Genomic DNA, 21,383 nt, shown 5'->3' on the forward strand with positions numbered 1-21,383 from the left:
AATGATAATATATATCGATCAATCAACCAGTAAAAATCCACACAAGTTGTTCTTCATAATCTCTTAATGATCTTCTCAATGCTTCGTCAGCATCAAGCTAGGTCGGCTATATTACGCTTTCTTTTCATAAAGTCAACTAGAAATGTTAATTTATTTTCTAACTCATTCTCAAAACTTAGATCCAACCTATTCAGCTAAATCCTTGTTTTTCAACAAGTTTTAATCAACATCACCGCCGATGGATGTGCATTATAGGCCATTTATTTTCTTACGCAACTAATTTTTCAATTTTTTCTATTTGTTTGTATAGTTAATAAACCAAATAAACATTAACTATATGTTTTTTATATATAATTTTATTTGTATGATCTTTTAACTCTTTTCGCTGTCTAAATAAGACATAATCATTGCACTTAATTCCCGCTTAAGCTGTTGTTCTGAAATAAGAAAATCATTGTTGCTTACAAACCTCATCATTGTGAACAAGGTACTATTAATAATCACAAAAGATTTATGCTTAAGTGTTTCGAAGTCCCAATGACGATAGAAACGATTAAATACATATAAACCAACTTCCAAAAAATGCTTTTCTAAAACTTTTGCGGCTTCTGAATTGTTGTAGCCATGCCAATGTTTCAGGACTTCAAAGAAGAAACCATTATCTTCTCTCATTACATCAAATCCGAATTGAAGACTAACATCGACTAAGGTTTTTAAATCCATTTCTTCTTGATTCATCGCCAGCGCTTTAAGTGACAAACCTAAATTTTCACTCTTACGACGTAACAACTCTAAAATTATCTGATCTTTATTTTCGAAATATTGATAAATAGAACCTACGCTCACCCCTGATTTTTCAGATATTTTTGGCGTAGTGATTTGATCTAGGCCCATTTCAGAAATGCATATCAGAGTCGCTTCCAAAATACTATCGACTACCAGCTTTGCTCTTTGTTGTTGGGGTCTTTTTCTCATAGCTGCCATTCTAATAATGCGAATTGAATGCGAATAAATATTCATATTAATCTTTGATCAAACAATAACCAGATTAATTACACTATGTCAAATTTTAGCATTCCAAAACGTATGGCTTCATATGAGCGAATGAAGCGTAGCGATCTATTGTCTAAGCTTCTACACAAAATGACCGATCAAAACTTCATTCCAACTTATGCTGAATATTTAGAGTTAAATGAAAGTTTACATACGGGTGATGTGCCGATGGATCGCTTAATGGATTGGGTGATGATCAATCCACGCGAAAATCGAAAGCTTTTTGAAACAGCCTTATATCAAGGCTTAGATGCTCTTCCCAAACCAATCCCTGAAATCAAAGCATTCTTTGATCTCGTGGAACAACAGCCTGTTTGGTTTGATCAAGAAAAAATTGATCGTGCAATTCAATTCACACATCGTTTAGGCTCAAATGTCACTTTTATTATGCGTGATCTCGCGCTAATGACTGGATATCAATACCCTGGCTTTAATCAACCTTTAATTTTAACAGGTGCTTTAAGCAAATATGCAGGCAAGCGCTTAGCAGAAACACATAAATGGTGGCTAGATGTTACTAAGCCGAATGGATTTCAACGCTTTAATGATGGCTTTACTTCAACAATTTTTGTGCGTTTCATCCATTCTTTAGTTCGCTACCATCTAAAAAAATCCAAAGATTGGGACTGGGATATTTGGGGAATGCCGATTAACCAATATGATCAGGCAATGACAAATATTGCTTTCAGCGGTGTGATGCTTTTAGGTATTCGAGCAATCGGTATTTTTCCAACTAAAAGTGAAGTCGATGCGATTATGCATTTTTGGAAATATACAGGCTGGTTAATGGGTGTTGACGAACACTGGCTGATTGATAAAGAGTCTGAAGGCTGGAAATTATTGCAATGGATGAATTATGCTCATCCTCAAGTGGATGAAAGTAGTCGTCAGCTTGCAGTAAGCCTATCCAAAGAACCATTTGAACGCGAATATAAACATTTTAAACGTTTCATGCAGAAGAAAGCCTACCAGAATCACTTAGATGTTACCCAAATCTTTATGGGCCGAAAAAAAATGAAAAATTTAGGGCTTAAGCCTCGAATACTGCCGTGGTATCCAGTGTATCTACTGACCAAAAATACTGTGATTTATGCTGGCGCAAAAAAAATACCAAAGCTTGATCTTTATTTACAGCGTAAAGGGCGATCACAACAAGAACAAGCTCTCGATTTATATCAAAATGCAGGAAAACAGCTGGCAAGTATGCATCAATAAATAAAAAACCGAGCTAAGGCTCGGTTTTTTTCATGTATATTTTTTAAGACATTTTTAATGTTGCCTCTTGCTCAGCTCGAAGTGCTGATGGAGAACGTGCTAGATAATCCAAAGCTTGTTGAGTATTACCTTCTTGCACTGGATGAAACTTTGGACTAAACCAACGGATAGTAGCTAAAGTTAAATGACTGAAGGTAGGAATATGATCAGTCTTACGGCTAATTTTTTCCATTTGCATAATGAGTCTTAAAGTACCCATATGTCTAAACTTACCTGCATCTTTATCTTGTTTCAAAATTGTTTTGCCGCCTTCAATCCAAACCGCTGCCATAATAGGGAAGATAAAGGTCATCAAAGCATTTTTTGAAATTTGGAAATTAAACTCTGATTCAAACATATGTTTAAACAAATCATACGCAACCGTACGATGTTCAACTTCTTCAGCAAGATGCCAACGGAATAGATCAGCCATGATTGGATCGGCTTTATCCAATGAAGTATTGTCCAAGCTCCACTGCCCTGCCACACCAGTATAGTGCTCAATGGCTGCAATCACACCCAGTCGGAAGATTAACCAACGTTTTTCACCAACCACTTTTTTCATCATTTTGATACCTACTGGATTTTCTCCCAAAAGGATTTCAAAAAGATAATGCATGCGTTGAATGAACGGCTTTACATCTAATCCATGTTGATCAAAATAAACTTGTGCATGTTGATGAGTACGACCATGAATCGCTTCTTGCTGAATAAAACCTTTCACGTCAGCTTTTAATTGTTCGTCTTTGACGAACGGTAAAGCTTTATTAAATACACGGCAAAACCAAAACTCACCCGCAGGCAAGATCATATGTGCTGTATTCAACATATGGGTGGAAACAGGGTCATTTTCAATCCAATGCTTTGGAATATGATTGAAATCAAATTTTACTTTACGACCATGTAGTTGATGAACTTGACTCATTGTTGTCATTTTATTATCCATTACATCTTTTTTATTATTTTTAAAATAATGACAACCTCATCACAATATCATTTAAGGACATTCATATTTTATGTCTGACAATTTTAAAGAAAACACCCATTCAGACGGCGATCTAAATGGGTGTTAGGCTTAATACGTCAAATAAACTGAATATGACTAGAACTTCATACTCACACGCGCCCAATAATTACGTCCTATATTATTAAATTGCTCATTCTGTGCAAAACCAAATCCAGCACTACCTGCTTTATTTAAGTGTTCCGTATAGACTTTATCCAGAACATTATCAATTCCAATACTCAAATCGACACCTTGATGAATTTGATAAGTGCCATTTAAAGACAGCGTCGAGAAACCTGAACTCGTTTTAAAATCCTTACCTACAATATTACCTTGATTAATACTGACACGATCCTGCCCATCTACCACACGCCACAATAAACCTAAGTTAAAGCGCTCTTGCACATATCTTAAATTTACACGTGCTTCCAGCGGAGATATTTGAGGTAAAGGTTGATGATCAGTTGTGTTTTTTCCCCAAGCATACATCGCACTAAGATCTGCCTGAACAGCATCGGTAAATTGATAACCTATTCCAGCTTCTGCCCCTGCGATTGTCGCATCGACATTTCTAGAATCAGCAGCATTTTTACCATGACCAGTCATTTTTGCTGGGTCATAATTCAATAATATGAAATCATTAATCAAACCCGCATAAGCTGATGCCCATGAACTGAATGCCCCGTGATTATGTTGGTATCCAACATCCAACTGTAAAGTTTTTTCTGTTTCTAAATCCTTGAAGGTAGCAACAGCATTGCCTTGATAATCTGTCTTAAACAACTCCCAATAATCTGGTACGCGCTCTACATAGCCTAGACCAATATATGTTTTAGCATCATGCTCTGGATGCTGATTTTCAAACCGTATAAAACCACTTGGTAATGTTTCCTGACGTTCTTGAACCATTTTTAAGTTTTTAATCTTAACTTGATCAACCCGAACACCTGTGACCAACTTATTATGATCATTCAATGGATATGATAATTCAGTGAACCCGCCATAAGATTGAAACTTCATATCCTCTGTCAGTGGAGTATTCATCATTGGCATGCTTGAATGATACATTCCACCAGCATGTTGATTATTCTGAGTATCAACACCCGTAATGAATATTGCTTTATCCCACTCCATCGTTGTGGCTAAACGTGCATTCAAAGTACGACGTGTCACATTCATAGCGCGATCCGCGCCATCAACATCACGCAAACTAAAATTATCCATCACATGATCATTAAAGTTGTAATTGACTTGCGCCTCAACTTTTTTAACTACCTCTGAGAGATTCTTTTTCTCAAATCTTAATCCCAAGCTCTCGCGGGCAAATTTAGAACCATCCATATCTCGCCCAGCATATACAGCCTCACCATCAGCCTTACCACCAGTTAACTCAATCCATGTATCTGCATTAGGTGTCCAGCCCAATGCTAAATCTGCATTCCATCGTTTCCAATCTGATGGTACGGTCGCCCCATTGCCATCTTGATAACTATTTGAGACTGATCGGTTGCTATTGATTCGAATATATTTTTGTTCATCTCCTACCGCTGCCTCAATATTTTGGTCTAAACGCCCAAAAGAGCCCATTAATACACTTGCCTGACCTCGATAATTTTTTTCATCATTCAATTGTTCTGGGCGTCGCTCGAAAATCACTGTTGCTGCTGAACCTGTGTTGGCGTACTGGACAGTTTGGGGACCTTTAATCACCGAGATTCGATCATAGCTCTCAGGTGAGATATACGAAGTCGGTGAATCCATACGACTCGGGCATGCTCCTAAATTTTCAGTTCCATCTGTTAGAATTTTGATTCGTGATCCAAACATTCCACGAAAGGTCACATCACCGTTCGTACCTGCACCACTATTTACGCTGCTAAACCCTACAATACTTTGTAAGTAATCTGCGCCATCCGAGGCAGGAATAGGCTGAATGGGTTGCTTCGGGTTTGCCCGTACAATCAAGCCATTAGCATCATTACCTTGTAGAGCTGTAGCAACAATTGGCGCTAAGTTCGTCGTGTGTGTATCAGGTGTTGGATTTGACGCTGTAGATTGGACTTCAGCAAATGAAGTTTGCGAAATAAAGGCAATGGAAATCGCAACCGCTAGTGGCTGTAAATAGAATTTTGGTTGAGCCATGATATATTCACTCAAAATTTAAATATGACAATCCTAGAGTCATTCAAGACCCTAAATATAAAGACAATATTTAAGAAAAGAGTGGTGGTGCCCGACCTTGAGGTAAAAGGAATAAACGCTGTAAGTCGAAATAAATATGTTTGAACGCTTTTTGGAATGCGATCAAACGTATATTCAAACGTACAAAAACTTCTTTAACATTCAGCTCAGGTGGCAAAATCAAATTACCAAATACAGTACAGTATTGGCATTGATGGTTTGGGTCATGATGATCGTGCCCACTATGCGAGGATTCAACATAGCGCTTAGACTCATGATGTTCATGTAACGCATGTGAAGTGGAAACATGATGAGCGTGATGAACGAGCGTTGTAATACCAGAATGACGAGGTTGTTCGAATAAGGCACGGGTGATCGTTTCGCAGACCGGCGCAATTTGATATTGCGCTGGAAGCAAAGGCTGAAGAAAAACAGCGATCTGTAATAATACTGCTGCGAAACTCAGCAGCAACCCATTGCGGAACAAATTGTCATTCCAAATAAAATTTGAGCAATTATAACAAAGCCCAATCGAAATTGGGCTTTATCAACATATTTAAAATTCTTAGAGAATTAACGCTTTACAGCAACTTTTTCTTTTTGACGCTGACGAACGACTTTTTCTACCTTTTCACGCGCTCTTTGACGTTTTAAAGGAGATAGATAATCAACAAATAATTTCCCGTTCAGATGATCCATTTCGTGCTGGATACATACTGCCAAAAGACCATCAGCTTCTAATTCAAAAGCTTGCCCTTCTAAGTTAATTGCGTCAATTTTGACGCGTGACGGACGCTCAACTTTATCGTATATTTGTGGAACTGATAGACAACCCTCTTCATAAGGTTGGGTATCTTCAGTTAATGGGGTGACTTTAGGATTAATAAAAACCATCGGCTGATTTTTATCTTCAGACAAGTCCATGACGATAAGCTGAATATGATGATCAACTTGGGTTGCAGCTAGACCAATACCTGGTGCTTCATACATGGTTTCAAACATGTCTGCAGCAAGTTGACGAATTTCATCCGTCACTTCCTCTACAGGTTTGGCAATAGTACGCAAACGGGGATCAGGAAAACTTAAAATTGGTAATAAGGCCATGCTGCTCCTCACCGGCTATGCCATTGATCTTAAAAATTAAATGAAGTTAATGCTTCATCAAATAATACGTGTAATATGCGTATTATAGCGCAAATAGATACATAATTTTAGGAATTATGATAATGAAAAAGGTTTTCAATGGCATGGCTTTTTCACATGCTCTGGGGTTAAAGAAACGCTGCCTTTCACTTGCAATTTGCATTAGTGCGGGCTTGTTTACCGCGCAAATGACACAAGCCAGTCCAAATGTAAGCCCACCATCGATTAAGGCCGGTGCTCCTCACGTTTATGTGGTCAAAAAAGGCGACACTTTGTGGGACATTTCAGGTAAATTTTTGCGCTCACCTTGGCGTTGGAAAGAAATTTGGGCATCCAATAAACATGTCAAAAATCCACACTGGATCTACCCAGGTGATCGCTTACTACTCTGTACATTAGATGGGCGTCCACTGATTGGTAAAGATGAAGGTGACGGTTGTGAAGGCGTTATTCGTCGTCATCTTGGTGCTATCAATCTAAAACCTCAAGTACGTGTTGAAAGCTTAGGGAATACCATTCCAATTATTCCCTTGGATGATATTCAACCTTGGCTAGAAAGAAGTATTATCGTTGCGCCTGATGCTTTGCAAAGCACACCTTATATTCTCGGTTCGGCAGATCGTCGTATCGTTGCTGGGGAAGGTCAAACAGTTTATGCACGTGGTCAAGGGATTAACCCTGGACAAAGCTACGGTGTTTATCGTGAAGCTGAACCGTATGTTTTCTTAGATGAAAAAGGGAAAAAATACACAGGTGCACTTGAACTGATTGAGGTAGCTACTGCAGTCGCTGTTGCCAACGAAAATGAAATTTCAACCTTAGAGCTTAAACAAAGTTTTAATGCCGAAGTTCGTCGCGGTGATTACGTTTTACCTAAATTTCAAAATGAATTACCAAGCCTCTTCTATCCAACGGCAACAACGGATATTCAGCCAGGCGGTCAAGTGATTCGTGTTATGGGTTCTATTGGTACAGCAGCTCAACATAGTGTTGTCACCATTAACCGAGGAAACGTTCACGGTGCAAAAAATGGTCACGTGTTAAGTATTTTCCAACAAGGCGAAGTGGTTAAAGACCCGAAGACCAAAGAAAATATTCAACTGCCTAATCAGCGTGTGGGCAACTTAATGATTTTTAAAACTTTCGATCAATTAAGTTACGCTTACGTGCTAGACAGCGCACTTCCAATTAAAGTAGGTGCTGTATTAGAACCATCACCAATGGTTGAAAATTAAAATTAGGTGCGGATATGTTGAACGAGATTAACGACCATCAGTTGGCTTATATTAAACTCTGGTATCTCGTTCAACATTCACTTAGTGCTTATCAAAAACTTATTCAGCATTTTGGTTCAGCTCAAGATGCTGTACAGAAAAATCATCTAAATCAATGGCATCAGCTCAACCTACATAAAAACCATATCGAGCGTGCATCTCAATTTTTCTCTGATCAACAGCAACAAGAATTTGAGCGAATTCTGCATCAAATTCATCAACATTCTGATTTTATGCTCACTGAGCAAGATCCAGACTATCCTCAGCAATTGATGCCCTATCATGACCGCCCCCCAATTTTATTTGGGAAAGGTAAAGCACAACATTTATCTGAAGCACAAATTGCCATTGTTGGAAGCCGTAAACCAAGTCCACATGGCAAACAAGTCGCATATGATTTTGCGTATTATCTGAGTGATCAAGGTTTTTATATCACGAGTGGCTTAGCACAAGGCATTGATGAAGCAGCCCATCAGGGTGCTTTGCAACATGGCAAAACAATCGCCGTTATCGGTACAGGATTAGATTTAATTTACCCATCACAAAATCGCCCATTACATGATCAAATCTTGAAGCAGAACGGGACCATCATTTCTGAGTTTTTACCCGGTACAAAACCGCTTCAGCATAATTTTCCACGCAGAAATAGAATCGTAAGTGGCTTAAGTTTAGGGATATTGGTAGCGGAAGCTCAATTGGGCAGTGGTTCATTAATTACGGCCCAAGCTGCTGCAAATCAAGGTAAAACGACCTTTGCAATTCCAGGTCATATTTATAGTGAATTTCATCAAGGTTGCCATCAGTTGATTCGTGAAGGTGCCATCTTAGTTGATCATCCTGAGCAGATCATTGAAGATTTAGCCCTACCGACTCAATGGCAACATCAACAAGCATCACTGTCACGAAAAAACAATCCTAATGAAGTCCAAAATGACGAAATAGCTCATTCAGTAGACCGTCCAAAGTTAAGTAAGTATGAGGATGATGAGCATTCGATTCCTATACATCTGTTAGCTGTATTTCAACAATTAGATTGGGTTGGACGCGATCTCGATCAAATTGCTGCAACCCTTGATTTAGACACAGCGACACTCACCAGTCACTTGATGGAGTTAGAACTTTTAGGACGCTGTATTCAACAATCTGGGTTATACCTACGTTGCCGTAATTAAAATTAAGGTTCACAATAGTCTTTTCAATCAAGAGAATGGTGAACGCTTATGTTAACAACCTCAGTTGCTGAGGCTGCTCAATGTCTAAAACAAGGTCAAGTTTTGGCTTATCCTACAGAAGCAGTATGGGGCTTAGGTTGCGACCCTTTTAATGAAAATGCTTTTAAAGAAATTTTAAGATTAAAACAACGCCCTATCGAAAAAGGGGTGATCTTACTGGCTGGTCAAGTCAGTCAGGTTGAACATTTATTATCAAAGCTGCCTCAAGACCGCCGCGATGCGGTGATTGAAAGTTGGTCACAAACATCTTATCAAGATCGCGCCACAACATGGCTTCTCCCAGCTGATGAGCAAATACCACTTTGGATTCGAGGCAAACATCCTAAGGTTGCTATCCGAGTCACCAACCATCCTCTTTGCATCGCACTGTGTAACGCATTTGATGGGTTCATTGTTTCGACCAGCGCCAATCCAGCCGGTTTAGACCCCGCTCGCTCATTGCAAGAAGTTAATCAGTACTTCGGTTCTGAATTAAATTATTTAAATGGAGATTTAGGCCTGAGCCAAGAGCCAAGTCGAATATTAGATGCGGAAACTGGTGATGTCATTCGTGCTTAAACAGCATGATACGCTGAGACTTAAAAACGATTATTTTAGACAAAAAAAAGCTCAGTCATAAAGGTATTGACTGAGCATATAAAAGGATGTGTTAATCACATCCAGAGGGTTCAGAAATTCATCTGTACAGAAAAGGACTGATTTATCGCTATCTCTGCAGTACGCATATTATGCTACAAAAAAAAATATTACACAATTACTAAGACTTAGAGGTTTAAATCATCATTTTTCTTATAAAAATTAATTATTAATTCAATTGATATAATTAAGTACCTATTTTTAATTATTAATTTTACTTTTTAAAAAGCCTAATGATAGTTAATTTAGATCAATAAGCTTTTATATATTTTAAGTATAATAAAAAAAATAAATCGATTGTCTTTTTTTTAAACACTCTTAGCCTTTATGAATGAAGTTTTTTTCTGTGCTAAAGCAATACCTATCAAAATCACGATTCCGCCTAAACTGTGATAAATCGTCCATGCTTCTTTTAACCAAACGTAAGCAATAATGGCGGTAAAGATTGGCATTAAGTTCATAAAGATGCTAGTTCGATTTGGGCCTAAATGTTGAACAGCCAACATCCATACTAACGGCGCAATAATCGAAGGGAAAATTCCCGCATATAACACACTTAAGCCGTTATTCAGATCAATTGCATCGAGACCCAATACGGCAACGAATGGTAAGTGGTACAATACTGCAAAACCAATCTGAATATAAAGACTAATCATTAAAGGGAGCTCGAGTTGCCACTTTTTGAGAAATACACCATAAAAAGCATAGAAGAATACCGCGACGATCATAATCATGTCGCCCCAATGCCCACCCAGATGCATCAGTGTATCTAGACGCCCCTGACCGATAACATAAATCAGCCCGATAAATGATAAAATACTACCCACCACTGCAAATCGAGTTGGGAATTCTTTTAAAATCATCAATGAAACAAAAATGGTGAAAATTGGGATAAAGGCATTAATTATGCCCATATTGGTTGCAGTTGTGTAATGTGCTGCGGTGTAAGCCAACCCCTGATAAAGCACCATACCAAATGCACTCAGCACTGCTAATTTCACTATATTTTGTCTTACCAGATTCCGCTGTTTGATGACTTTAGGCAGGATAAAGGGTGTTAAAATCAAAAAGGCAATAATCCAACGATAAAAACTAATACTGACAGGTGAAATATACTCTGCAACATATCGTGTAATGGCTATATTCAACGACCAAATCAATACAGCAATGACTGGCAATGATAAAGCCCAGAGCAAATGCTTTTTTTCAAATGTCATATTTTCATCCTAATTTTTATTTAATCGTTAAGATCAAGTTTTCATCAATTTTTAGACTTTTTCATTCCATAAAACACACTCCCCTTCATTGTTAATGACTGCAGAACAGCCATCTAAGTCTAAGATTTTTACTTAAAAAATTAAGTAGAGTGCTGTTCTATTTTAAAACACTTTTCACTTTTTTACAGGGATTCCTCTACAAAACAACACTAGAAGCTGTGTGTGAGCTATGAGATCGTAAATGCTTGAATTTTCCCATCAACGGGTTAACTGAATATTTTTTAATGTGCTTCATCGTGAATGTGAGTGCATTGAACCGAGCATATAAAAAGGATAAATTATGAAAAAACTTCTCATTGCATCACTATGCACTACAGCTGTTTTTCTAACCGCTTGTGATAAAAAGTCTAACGATCAATCCTCACCTACTGCCGCTGAAACAGTTCAAAGCAATACATTAAGTACCAATGTAAATGCTGATATTCAACATGACTTAGATTTACTGGATCAAATTTCAAATACAAAAGCTCAAGAGGCTTTGGCATTTCAAAATGAAGTGACGCAAGCTGCGCAAAACAATAACAAAGCTGAATTAGACGCAGTGGTTGAGAAGATGGATAACTATGTGGAACAATTTAATGATGATCTCGACAAACTTGCGCTCAAAAGTACTGAAGGTGCATCTCTTCGAGATAAAATGAAAGAATCGAATGAGCTTGGATTGGACCTCGCAGAAGCAGGTGTTAAAGAAAAGCCTGATATGAATGAAATCACTGAACTACAAAAGAAAGCTGTTGAGTTACAACAAAGCTTGTTACAGGACATGCAGAATCTTAAAAACCAAGTCGGGACAAAATCTTAACTCATAAAGCAGGCCGTCAGGCCTGTTTTTTTTCACTGTAGACACCTTGGTGAGATCTATATGCCATGGTATTTTCAATCTACATATTTTAAGTACTTTATGATTAGGACATTGAAATGGCTTCAGTTTATAACATTCTAGTAAATACAATTCAGGGGCAGCCTGTTGATTTATCACAATACGAAGGCAAAGTATTATTGATCGTGAATGTAGCGTCTAAATGCGGCCTTACGCCACAGTACGAAGGTCTACAAAAACTCTATAGTGAAAAAAAACAACAAGGATTCGAAATTCTTGGCTTTCCTTCCAATGACTTTCTTGAACAAGAACCAGGAAGCAATGAAGAGATTGAACAATTTTGTTCAGTGAATTATCAAGTGGACTTCCCTCTTTTTGCGAAAGTTCCAGTGGTTGGAGAAGACAAACATCCGCTATATGAAACTTTAACAAATGCCATTCCAGAGCGTATTGGTGAGGGGCCTTGGTGGAAAGATCTGGTTGATTACGGTTTAACGCCTAATAATCCCCCTGAAGTATTATGGAATTTTGAGAAATTCTTAGTTTCAAAAACAGGGGAAGTCGTTGCTCGTTTTGCACCAGACATCACCGCAGATGATGCGCGTATTGTTGATGCAATTAATGCTGAACTGGCGAAATAATCTCATCAAGATCAAGTGACGATCCTGTCACTTGACTATTTCTTATTCAATTCAATAAATATCTTCATTAATCTGTCAAAATCATAAGTTACTCTTTCACATCAAAATTTTTGTTATTGCTTTGCAAATATTCAGATTTAACTCATATTTGTATCGTATCTTGGAATGAAGTGATTAACGATTTGGTTTTATTAATGAAAGTATTTCAAAGCATTGTTACCCCTTTTGCATTATTTGGCTTCGGTCTCGTGATGTTAGGTTGTCAGCCGCAACCACAACCCGATCAAGAAAAGGAATCAACAGCAGCTAATGCTGAAGAATCTTCTCCTGTCCAAGTCACTGATCCAGCTGACTTAAAGTCAGGCAATATGTTATATATTGTACGTGATGTGGCAGATGTACAACTGAAAGCAGGTGGATATATTGAGCAAATTCAACAGCTACAATCTGATTTAGAAGAAGCTGTAAATAATAAAGATCCACAAAAGTTAGATCAGTCAGTGCAAAGTTTGAAATCTCAATTACTAGGATTTAATGAGGCATTGACAGGACTTGACCTAAAAAGCCAAGAAATTGCCCAGATTCGTTCTAATATTTTAACGGCAAATCAAAATGTATTAGCTTCACCATTACTAAACGGCCAAGTGAATTTAAACAACATCGATTTTGCAGCTTTAGAAAAGCAAATGGGTAATATCCAAGGTGAAATGGTGAAATTAGCCAGTATGCTTTTGACTCAGTCCGGATCATCTACAGAAAATAATCAAGCCGAGGATTGATATACATTATTCTCACAAAATAGAGATGGTGGAGTGAGGGATTTCTCTTTAATTTGGATCTTAAATAATTCAAATATCATGGAGTCGGCATGTCTACCTCACCCATCTATAATATAACTCCTATTACTTTTCGTTTAGATTTAAAAGATCCTTTCATCTTTACTGCTCATCATATTGATCACTACCCTGCCGGGAATGCTGAAATGGGACCAGTTCATCCTGCAATCAATCAAGAATTCAATATGTATTATGGTAGTGTTGTTCCGGGCTTTCCCGAACATCCACACACGGGTTTTGAAACCATTACTTTAGTGGAACAAGGTTATGTCGATCATTTTGATTCCTTGGGTAATGGTGGACGATATGCTGCAGGTGATGTGCAATGGCTAAGTACGGGAAATGGTGTTGAACACTGTGAAATGTTCCCATTAATTCATCAGGATCGAGAGAATCCTTTTGAATTATTTCAAATTTGGTTTAACTCATCTCCAGAACAAAAAAAACAACCTGCTGATTATAAAATGTTTTGGCGTGAACAAATTCCTCATGTGAAAGTGACTGATCACCTGTCTCGCAACATTGATGTACGAGTTATTTCAGGACAATATCAAAATCAAAATGCATTAAGTCGCCCACCACATTCTTGGGCAGCTGCAGCAGAAAATAAAGTGAATATATACTTAATTACTTTAGAAGCTGGCGCACACCTTGAAATTCCAGCTACCACCGCGACCTCTACTCGATTTGCTTACTTTTATCAGGGTTCAACTTTAAATATTGCTGATTCAACTATTCAATTTAAACATCTTGTAGAGCTTAAAGCTGACACCGAAATTCAACTTGAAGCAGGTGATCAAGAAGCGAGAATCTTATGGTTAGAAGGTGAACCTATTGGTGCACCAGTTGCAATGCGAGGACCTTTTGTATTGAACAGCAAAGAAGAACTTGATGTTGCATTCAAACGATATCGTGAGACCCATTTTGGTGAATGGCCTTGGCCAAGTGATGCTCCAACGTTTTCACGTGAAACACCCCGTTTTGCAAGCTATGAAGGTGGTAAACGCAAGGAATATCCTGAACAAATGAGTTCAGATGGGGCTTAACAAGGTTTAAATATTACAGTATTCATCTTTGCCCAATGCTCGTTTAATATCCTGTTCAAAACGTGCATTGGGAAAAGGATAACGTTGAGGCAAATACAAGGTAAATCTTGTCAACGTAGGTGATAGCTTTTCTACAGTTGCCTTATGAACGTATTCACCACGTTCTGTTCGAGCAAATAGGGTTGCCATTTCAATATGCTCTTCAAGCTTATTTTCAGTAAAGACTAGGTCATCATCACGTGTGAAACCGATACATCGACGATATGCTTGTCTCAGATTTTGAAATACGCTGAGATAATCCAACTCGATTTCAGCACTTAAACCATTTTTATACGAGTTGGCAACCAAGGCCGCTTCAGTAGGTTCATTGGGCTGACTTAAATAATAATTTTGACATGCGGTGAGCTGACTGAAGATAAATATGCTTAGCGCGATAATTAGACTTTGACGATACATTATTTTATTTGGATTTATTAGACTTATACCTGAATTGTAGCAAAGTCTAAGCCGTGATTTAATTCAGCTTTATACTTTTAATGTAATTGAACCATGCAACTGATCATCTTCACTGGAGTTCAAGCTTCAGGCAAATCAAGCTACTATCTTTTACATTTGGCGCATTCACATTTAAGAATTAACTTAGACATGCTAAAAACTCGCCATCGGGAAAACATGATCTTTGAAGCATGTCTAGCCTCTAAAACCAAAACGGTGATCGACAATACCAACCCAACCAAAGCAGAGCGTGCTCGTTATATTCAACGTGCTAAATCAGCAGGCTTTGAAGTGATTTCATATTACTTTGAAACAGATTTGAAAAGTACGCTAGAACGCAATGGTCAACGAAGCGGTAAAGCCAATATTCCTGAAGTCGGTGTTCGAGCAACATATAAGAAGTTAGAAGTACCTGATTTTCAAGAAGGGTTTGATGAAATACATCGTATTAAGATAAAAGGTGCAGGTGAATACCACCATTTAATATTAGACTCCAAATAATAAAGCGACCCGAAGATCGCTTTATTTCAAAGACTTTATTGCTTCACCACCACTAATTTTTTTTGTACAAATTCCTGAAAACCTAAATCTGCGAGTTCATGACCATAACCAGAATTCTTTACGCCACCAAATGGTAATTCTGGAGCTGTATCCGTTAACCAATTGATCCACACCATTCCTGTTTCAATTCTCGAAGCTAATTTTTTTGCACGCTCTATGTCTTGAGAGTGAATGACACCTCCAAGACCATAATTAGAGTCATTGGCGATTTCAACGATCTCATCCTCATTTTCCGCAACATAAATCTGAGCAACTGGCCCAAAGAATTCTTCGTACCAAGCTTCATTATCTCGACTAATATTTTCTAAAATTGTCGGCTCATAGAAATAACCATCATGTTCAATTGCTTTGCCACCGATAACCAAAGTTGCACCCTGCTGAACTGCTTTATCCACTTGTTTAATCAAGTTTTTAAGCGCACTTTCCGATGAGAGTGGTCCCAATGTGGTACTACGATCTAACGGGTCGCCAATTTTGAGTGCTTTAAATGCTTCAACCAAACCCGTTCTAAACTGATCAGCGATGTCTTTATGCAAAATAAATCGTTTTGCTGCAGTACACACCTGACCTGTATTATTTACACGTGCTTTACAACCAATCTCAATCGCTTTGCTTAAGTCCGCATCATCCAACACGATAAAGACATCATTCCCACCCAATTCAAGCGTAGACTTTTTAATGTGTTTGCCTGCTTGCGCAGCGACCGCACTACCCGCTCCTTCTGAACCAGTTAATGCAACACCGCGCACACGTTTGTCTGCAATAATATCTGCGACTTGATCGGTATTGATAAATAGGTTGGTCCAAACACCTTTAGGCGCTCCTGCTTCTAATACGAGTTTTTCAAATGCTTCAGCACATTGTGGAACGATACCTGCATGTTTCGCCAATACAGGATTTCCAATACCACAGTTTGGTGCGAATACACGGACCAATTGATAAAATGGGAAATTCCATGGTTCAACAGCCATGATAATACCTAATGGATGATGCTCCACCCAAGCTTCGCCTAACTCAGTTTTATAGGGGACTGATTTCAGAAATTGTTCAGTATTTTTTGCATAGTACTCAGCAATTTGAGCACACGATTCGATTTCACCTTCACTTTGTTCAATGAGCTTACCCATATCTAAAGTAATGAGTTTGGCTAATTCACTCTTTTTCTCTCTAAATAATGCTGCCAAACGTTGTAAAACTTTTACGCGATCATCTACATTTTTTACCCAATCAGATTTAAGAATAGATTCGGCTGAATCCAAAGCCCGATCAATATCTTGTTGTTGGTGTGATGGATATTCTTTGTATACAGTATTGGTAAATGGGTTAATGGATTGATAACTCATAATTCTTCCCTTCATGCCAATAAAAATTTACAGTTCAATGCTATGTATTGATTTAAGCGTATTCATTGAAGTGCGCGTTAGCTGTGCAAACTCTAAATAAACTCAAAGTGCTCAAAAATTTTGTTTACATCAATCAACTTAGCATTATTTTTATTGAACTCAGGCATCGTTTACAGTTTGGTGCAAATCGTTACGTAGTTCTTCGTAAAGTTATAAGTAGATGTACATAACTCCTACTGTTTAACTTCAACTAGTAAGACAGTGATCAACAATATCAATCAAAGTAGAACGTGCTGTTTTAAACTCAGCTTCTTAATAAGCAGTTTTGAAGTTGTTTCTTATTATTTTGAAACAGATTTAAATTTTACGTAACAGCGTAATAGCTATCTTGAAGGTCAAGCCGATATTCCTGACATGGATGTTCGAGCGATTTATAAAAAGCTTGAAGTGCCAAGTTTAGATGAAGGGCTTGATCAGATTTTTAAGGTAAAGATTGTGGGGAATGGGGAGTTTACATACATCCCCATCTCACAAAGGAAATCTAATTTTTATTACATTTATTATCCTGACCCAAAGCTCTAATACGATCTTGCTCAATGCGCTTATGAAACAATTTTTGATTCAAAGCTGACATTTTTGTCGCATAATAAGTTATTTTTGTTGAATTCTCACCCGTAGCTTCTAAAGTCGTTTTAAAGAAAAGCGCCCCATAAGGCAAATTACCCGTAAAAGTACCCATCTTTTTATCACGATCTAAATGTGAATTCACAGTTAATGAACCATTAAAATCTTTGATTTCAACACATTTTTTATACGCCTGCTTTAAATTCGCATAGGCTTGAATATAATCTATCTCCAAATCGGTAATTACTCCTCCATTGATCGATTTGCTCATTAATTCCGTCTCAGATGTCGGATACATCATTCTGACACATCCGTGTAAACCAAGTATTGAAATCATAATGACTGTGAATGGAGTTTTAATAAACTTTGACACTTTTTAAATTCCCTATTGGTATATTTTCGATAATTTTCTTTTTAATAATGAAGTGTTCGGGTTCTACGACTTTAAATCGATTATCTATTTCGTATTCTGCTATAAAAATTTGAGCATTTTGCCCTTTTTTCACATCTGCACCAATAACGTACTTCTTATCTTTTTCAAAATTTACATCATCTATCTTTGTAAACCAACGTGAATTCCCAAGCCCATTTACAATAATTAAATCGTGCTTTCCAATTGGAATTCTTAGATCATGTTGAGCATATTCTGTTATCCGAACATTGTTTGGATTAAACATTGTATTTTCGAATATTTTCACTGGATTGGAGTCAATTTCATAAACCATGAATGGGATAGGGGTAAACCGATCATTTGTTTGATATGAAGGACGTGGTAGAACTCTAATATATGCACTATTTTGCTTACCATAAAATTCAGATAGCTGATTTGAATAATTTTCAAGCTTCTCTGCTTTACTCAAATTTTTATCATCTACAATTAAATATCTATTTTTATCTGAAATAAGCGGTAACATGTCTACCTGCTTTCCATTTGGGGTCGTAGTGACAGAACAACCAAATAGCACAATAGGGATTGATATAGTAAATACAAACTTTTTAATCATGTGTTAAACCTAACTGCTATATAGAAAATTTATTTTTAACTATTAATAATTAAACATTTGTCATTTTTGAGAAGCTATTTAAACTAACCTGTACAATAAACATTTATAACAGATTTTCAATAAAGTGTTAAATGAATCATATTCTAAATAGATATATATATAAAAAAAACCACCCTTTCGGGTGGTTTTTCAATCTCAAACCGTCTCTTATTGAGCGCGATTTTTGATTTTGCGGATGGTTTCCAACTGTGCAGCTGTTTCTGCAAGCGCAGCCAAAGCAGCAGCAGCGTCCAAATCGCTCTTTTGATTTGCTAACAAAGTTTCAGCATTTTTACGTGCTTCAACGATTGCAGCTTCATCTAAGTTTTCTGCACGGACTGCAGTATCTGCAAGAACCGTAACAACATGCGGTTGAACTTCAAGAACACCACCAGATACATAGATTAATTCTTCTGTACCATTCTCCAACTGAACGCGAATCGCGCCCGGCTGAAGTAAAGTTACTAGTGGAGCATGGCCAGGCATAATACCTAACTCACCACCAGCACCTTTAGCAATTAGCATAGTTACAGTGCCTGAGTACAAAGACTCTTTAACACTTACAACGTCACATTGCATAGTCGCCATGAGAACCTCCTAAATTAGGTAGCTAATTAAAGTTTCTCGGCTTTAGCAATAACTTCGTCAATACCACCAACCATATAGAACGCTTGTTCTGGGATGTGATCGTATTCACCAGCTAGAAGACCTTTAAAGCCACGAATAGTTTCTTTAAGCGGTACAAGTTTACCAGGAGCACCAGTAAACACTTCTGCTACGTGGAACGGTTGAGAGAAGAAACGTTGGATCTTACGTGCACGGTATACAGTAAGCTTGTCTTCTTCTGACAATTCGTCCATACCAAGAATTGCGATAATGTCTTTCAATTCTTTATAACGTTGAAGAACGTTTTGAACTGAACGAGCGATTTCGTAATGCTCAGTACCAACAACTAATGGATCTAATTGACGTGAAGTAGAGTCAAGTGGATCGATCGCAGGGTAAATACCTTGTGAAGCGATGTCACGGCTCAATACAACTGTCGCATCCAAGTGAGCGAACGTAGTCGCTGGAGATGGATCCGTTAAGTCATCGGCAGGTACGTATACAGCTTGGATAGATGTAATCGAACCAGACTTAGTAGAAGTAATACGTTCTTGAAGAACACCCATCTCTTCTGCAAGTGTCGGTTGGTAACCTACTGCAGATGGCATACGACCTAGAAGTGCTGATACTTCAGTACCTGCTAGTGTATAACGGTAGATGTTGTCTACGAACAATAATACGTCACGGCCTTTACCGTTTTCGTCTTTTTGATCACGGAAATACTCAGCCATAGTAAGACCAGTTAACGCTACGCGTAAACGGTTACCTGGTGGCTCGTTCATCTGACCGTAAACCATCGCTACTTTGTCAAGAACGTTAGAGTCTTTCATCTCGTGATAGAAGTCGTTACCTTCACGAGTACGCTCACCAACACCAGCGAATACAGATAAACCTGAGTGCGCTTTAGCGATGTTGTTGATCAACTCCATCATGTTTACAGTTTTACCAACACCGGCACCACCGAACAGACCAACTTTACCACCTTTCGCGAACGGGCAAAGTAAGTCGATGACTTTAATACCAGTTTCTAAAAGGTCAGTAGAAGCAGCTTGTTCTGCATAAGAAGGCGCTTGACGGTGAATCGGTAAACGCTCTTCAGTTGCAACAGGACCAGCTTCATCGATCGGGCGACCAAGAACGTCCATGATACGACCAAGCGTCGCTGGACCAACTGGTACAGAGATCGGAGCATTAGTGTTAGTTACGTTCAAACCACGCTTAAGACCTTCTGTAGATCCCATCGCAATTGTACGTACAACGCCGTCACCAAGTTGTTGCTGAACTTCTAATGTAGTTTCAGTGCCATCAACCTGAAGAGCGTCATAGATCTTAGGAACACTGTTGCGTTCAAACTCGACGTCGATAACCGCGCCGATGATCTGAATGATACGACCGCTACTCATTGCTGTCTCCTCAATTCAAAATAATGTTAAACGGCAGCGGCACCACCAACGATCTCAGAAATTTCCTGAGTAATCGCGGCTTGACGCAGCTTGTTATAAATAAGTTGTAGGTTCTTGATCAATTCACCAGCGTTATCCGTTGCAGCTTTCATTGCAACCATACGAGCAGATTGCTCACACGCGATGTTTTCGATCACACCTTGGTATACCACAGACTCGATATAACGAACCAATAAACCATTTAAAAGCTCTTCAGCTTCTGGTTCATAGATATAATCCCAACCGTATTGGCGGTTAAGAGTCTTGTCATCTTCAGCAGCTGCTAAAGGAACAAGTTGCTCGATTTTTTGATTTTGAGTCATGGCATTCACAAAGCCGTTAGACACTAAATAAATGCGATCTAATTCGCCTTTATCGTATGCATCCAACATGACTTGTACAGAACCAGACAACTGTTCAAGACTTGGAGTATCACCCACTTGTGTGGTTGCACCAAGTACTTTACCGCCGTAGTTTTTAAAAAACGAAACCGCTTTTTGACCAATCAAAGCAAATTGAACTTCAATTGACTGCTCTTGTTGCTGTTGAACGTGTTTTACCACCTTCTTGAACAAGTTAATGTTCAAACCACCAGCAAGACCGCGATCTGATGAAACAATGATATAGCCAACGCGCTTAACTGGGCGTTCAACCATATAACGATGTTTATATTCAGGGTTCGCTTGTACTAAATGAGCAATTACACGGTGCATATTTTCGGCATACGGACGGCCCTGAGCCATGCGCTCTTGCGCACGACGCATCTTAGAAGCTGCTACCATCTGCATCGCGCGAGTAATTTTCTGCGTGCTTTTGATACTAGCTACTTTGGCGCGAATTTCTTTTAAATTTGCCATACGCTTAACCTAG

At 38.2% G+C, this 21,383-nt stretch carries 22 protein-coding genes; 9 read left to right on the forward strand and 13 right to left on the reverse strand.

The window, feature by feature from the left end:
- Positions 1 to 372: 372 nt before the first annotated feature.
- Positions 373 to 975: a TetR/AcrR family transcriptional regulator gene (locus FTV17_RS12250; RefSeq protein WP_179999974.1), complete on the reverse strand. Its 603-nt coding sequence runs from the start codon at positions 973 to 975 to the stop codon at positions 373 to 375.
- An 84-nt stretch (positions 976 to 1,059) separates the two neighbouring features.
- Between FTV17_RS12250 and FTV17_RS12255 the strand changes: the two genes are divergently transcribed.
- Positions 1,060 to 2,268: an oxygenase MpaB family protein gene (locus FTV17_RS12255; protein WP_179999904.1), complete on the forward strand. Its 1,209-nt coding sequence runs from the start codon at positions 1,060 to 1,062 to the stop codon at positions 2,266 to 2,268.
- Between the two features lie 43 nt (positions 2,269 to 2,311).
- Here the strand turns inward: FTV17_RS12255 and FTV17_RS12260 are convergent, their stop codons facing one another.
- From FTV17_RS12260 to def, 4 genes are all read right to left on the reverse strand, one after another.
- Entirely contained in the window at positions 2,312 to 3,241 is a 930-nt protein-coding gene (locus tag FTV17_RS12260) for a metal-dependent hydrolase (RefSeq protein ID WP_179999906.1), read from the reverse strand.
- Between the two features lie 168 nt (positions 3,242 to 3,409).
- The gene (locus FTV17_RS12265; RefSeq protein ID WP_179999909.1) at positions 3,410 to 5,455 is read right to left on the reverse strand and encodes a TonB-dependent copper receptor; all 2,046 of its coding nucleotides are present in this window, start codon (positions 5,453 to 5,455) and stop codon (positions 3,410 to 3,412) included.
- A gap of 70 nt (positions 5,456 to 5,525) precedes the next feature.
- Positions 5,526 to 5,981 (reverse strand): DUF2946 family protein, encoded by a 456-nt coding sequence (locus FTV17_RS12270; protein WP_218945382.1) that lies wholly within the window; start codon positions 5,979 to 5,981, stop codon positions 5,526 to 5,528.
- A gap of 86 nt (positions 5,982 to 6,067) precedes the next feature.
- Positions 6,068 to 6,598, reverse strand: coding sequence for a peptide deformylase (def, locus tag FTV17_RS12275; RefSeq protein WP_035268228.1), 531 nt, complete (start codon positions 6,596 to 6,598; stop codon positions 6,068 to 6,070).
- A gap of 122 nt (positions 6,599 to 6,720) precedes the next feature.
- Here def and FTV17_RS12280 point away from each other — a divergent pair, with 122 nt between their 5' ends.
- Genes FTV17_RS12280 through FTV17_RS12290 form a run of 3 tightly spaced genes read left to right on the forward strand, consistent with a single transcriptional unit; the run spans position 6,721 to position 9,701 of the window.
- Positions 6,721 to 7,872: a LysM peptidoglycan-binding domain-containing protein gene (locus tag FTV17_RS12280; RefSeq protein WP_179999911.1), complete on the forward strand. Its 1,152-nt coding sequence runs from the start codon at positions 6,721 to 6,723 to the stop codon at positions 7,870 to 7,872.
- 14 nt (positions 7,873 to 7,886) lie between these two features.
- Positions 7,887 to 9,083, forward strand: coding sequence for a DNA-processing protein DprA (dprA, locus tag FTV17_RS12285; protein WP_179999914.1), 1,197 nt, complete (start codon positions 7,887 to 7,889; stop codon positions 9,081 to 9,083).
- Positions 9,084 to 9,131: 48 nt separating this feature from the next.
- Positions 9,132 to 9,701: an L-threonylcarbamoyladenylate synthase gene (locus tag FTV17_RS12290; RefSeq protein ID WP_179999917.1), complete on the forward strand. Its 570-nt coding sequence runs from the start codon at positions 9,132 to 9,134 to the stop codon at positions 9,699 to 9,701.
- Between the two features lie 386 nt (positions 9,702 to 10,087).
- On the opposite strand, the gene FTV17_RS12295 is transcribed toward FTV17_RS12290, so the two are convergent.
- Positions 10,088 to 10,996 (reverse strand): DMT family transporter, encoded by a 909-nt coding sequence (locus tag FTV17_RS12295; protein ID WP_179999920.1) that lies wholly within the window; start codon positions 10,994 to 10,996, stop codon positions 10,088 to 10,090.
- A 340-nt stretch (positions 10,997 to 11,336) separates the two neighbouring features.
- Here FTV17_RS12295 and FTV17_RS12300 point away from each other — a divergent pair, with 340 nt between their 5' ends.
- The 4 genes from FTV17_RS12300 (at position 11,337) to FTV17_RS12315 (ending at position 14,399) form a co-directional block, all read left to right on the forward strand.
- Positions 11,337 to 11,858, forward strand: coding sequence for a hypothetical protein (locus FTV17_RS12300; protein ID WP_179999922.1), 522 nt, complete (start codon positions 11,337 to 11,339; stop codon positions 11,856 to 11,858).
- Positions 11,859 to 11,974: 116 nt separating this feature from the next.
- A complete protein-coding gene (locus FTV17_RS12305) occupies positions 11,975 to 12,517 on the forward strand; it encodes a glutathione peroxidase (protein ID WP_179999925.1) in 543 nt (180 codons plus the stop codon).
- Positions 12,518 to 12,711: 194 nt separating this feature from the next.
- Positions 12,712 to 13,296 (forward strand): hypothetical protein, encoded by a 585-nt coding sequence (locus FTV17_RS12310; RefSeq protein WP_179999928.1) that lies wholly within the window; start codon positions 12,712 to 12,714, stop codon positions 13,294 to 13,296.
- An 89-nt stretch (positions 13,297 to 13,385) separates the two neighbouring features.
- The gene (locus tag FTV17_RS12315) at positions 13,386 to 14,399 is read left to right on the forward strand and encodes a pirin family protein (protein ID WP_179999930.1); all 1,014 of its coding nucleotides are present in this window, start codon (positions 13,386 to 13,388) and stop codon (positions 14,397 to 14,399) included.
- 6 nt (positions 14,400 to 14,405) lie between these two features.
- Here the strand turns inward: FTV17_RS12315 and FTV17_RS12320 are convergent, their stop codons facing one another.
- On the reverse strand, positions 14,406 to 14,855 hold the full coding sequence (locus FTV17_RS12320) for a hypothetical protein (protein ID WP_179999932.1): 450 nt from the start codon (positions 14,853 to 14,855) through the stop codon (positions 14,406 to 14,408).
- A 93-nt stretch (positions 14,856 to 14,948) separates the two neighbouring features.
- Between FTV17_RS12320 and FTV17_RS12325 the strand changes: the two genes are divergently transcribed.
- Positions 14,949 to 15,395 (forward strand): ATP-binding protein, encoded by a 447-nt coding sequence (locus tag FTV17_RS12325; RefSeq protein WP_179999935.1) that lies wholly within the window; start codon positions 14,949 to 14,951, stop codon positions 15,393 to 15,395.
- A gap of 35 nt (positions 15,396 to 15,430) precedes the next feature.
- Here the strand turns inward: FTV17_RS12325 and FTV17_RS12330 are convergent, their stop codons facing one another.
- The 6 genes from FTV17_RS12330 to atpG all read right to left on the reverse strand — a co-directional run bounded on the left by FTV17_RS12330 (position 15,431) and on the right by atpG (position 21,370).
- Positions 15,431 to 16,798, reverse strand: a complete 1,368-nt coding sequence (locus FTV17_RS12330; RefSeq protein ID WP_179999937.1) for an NAD-dependent succinate-semialdehyde dehydrogenase — start codon at positions 16,796 to 16,798, stop codon at positions 15,431 to 15,433.
- Positions 16,799 to 17,339: 541 nt separating this feature from the next.
- Positions 17,340 to 17,795 (reverse strand): hypothetical protein, encoded by a 456-nt coding sequence (locus tag FTV17_RS12335; protein ID WP_179999939.1) that lies wholly within the window; start codon positions 17,793 to 17,795, stop codon positions 17,340 to 17,342.
- Positions 17,779 to 18,426, reverse strand: a complete 648-nt coding sequence (locus FTV17_RS12340) for a hypothetical protein (RefSeq protein ID WP_179999941.1) — start codon at positions 18,424 to 18,426, stop codon at positions 17,779 to 17,781. Before FTV17_RS12340 ends, FTV17_RS12335 begins: the two co-directional genes overlap by 17 nt.
- 207 nt (positions 18,427 to 18,633) lie before the next feature.
- Entirely contained in the window at positions 18,634 to 19,053 is a 420-nt protein-coding gene (locus tag FTV17_RS12345) for a F0F1 ATP synthase subunit epsilon (RefSeq protein WP_035268205.1), read from the reverse strand.
- Positions 19,054 to 19,079: 26 nt separating this feature from the next.
- Complete coding sequence (gene atpD, locus FTV17_RS12350) at positions 19,080 to 20,474, reverse strand: F0F1 ATP synthase subunit beta (protein WP_035268203.1); 1,395 nt, start codon at positions 20,472 to 20,474, stop codon at positions 19,080 to 19,082.
- A 26-nt stretch (positions 20,475 to 20,500) separates the two neighbouring features.
- The gene (gene atpG, locus FTV17_RS12355) at positions 20,501 to 21,370 is read right to left on the reverse strand and encodes a F0F1 ATP synthase subunit gamma (RefSeq protein WP_035268202.1); all 870 of its coding nucleotides are present in this window, start codon (positions 21,368 to 21,370) and stop codon (positions 20,501 to 20,503) included.
- Positions 21,371 to 21,383 lie beyond the last annotated feature (13 nt).

This window comes from Acinetobacter sp. YH12239 (assembly GCF_013417635.1).
Classification (GTDB): domain Bacteria; phylum Pseudomonadota; class Gammaproteobacteria; order Pseudomonadales; family Moraxellaceae; genus Acinetobacter.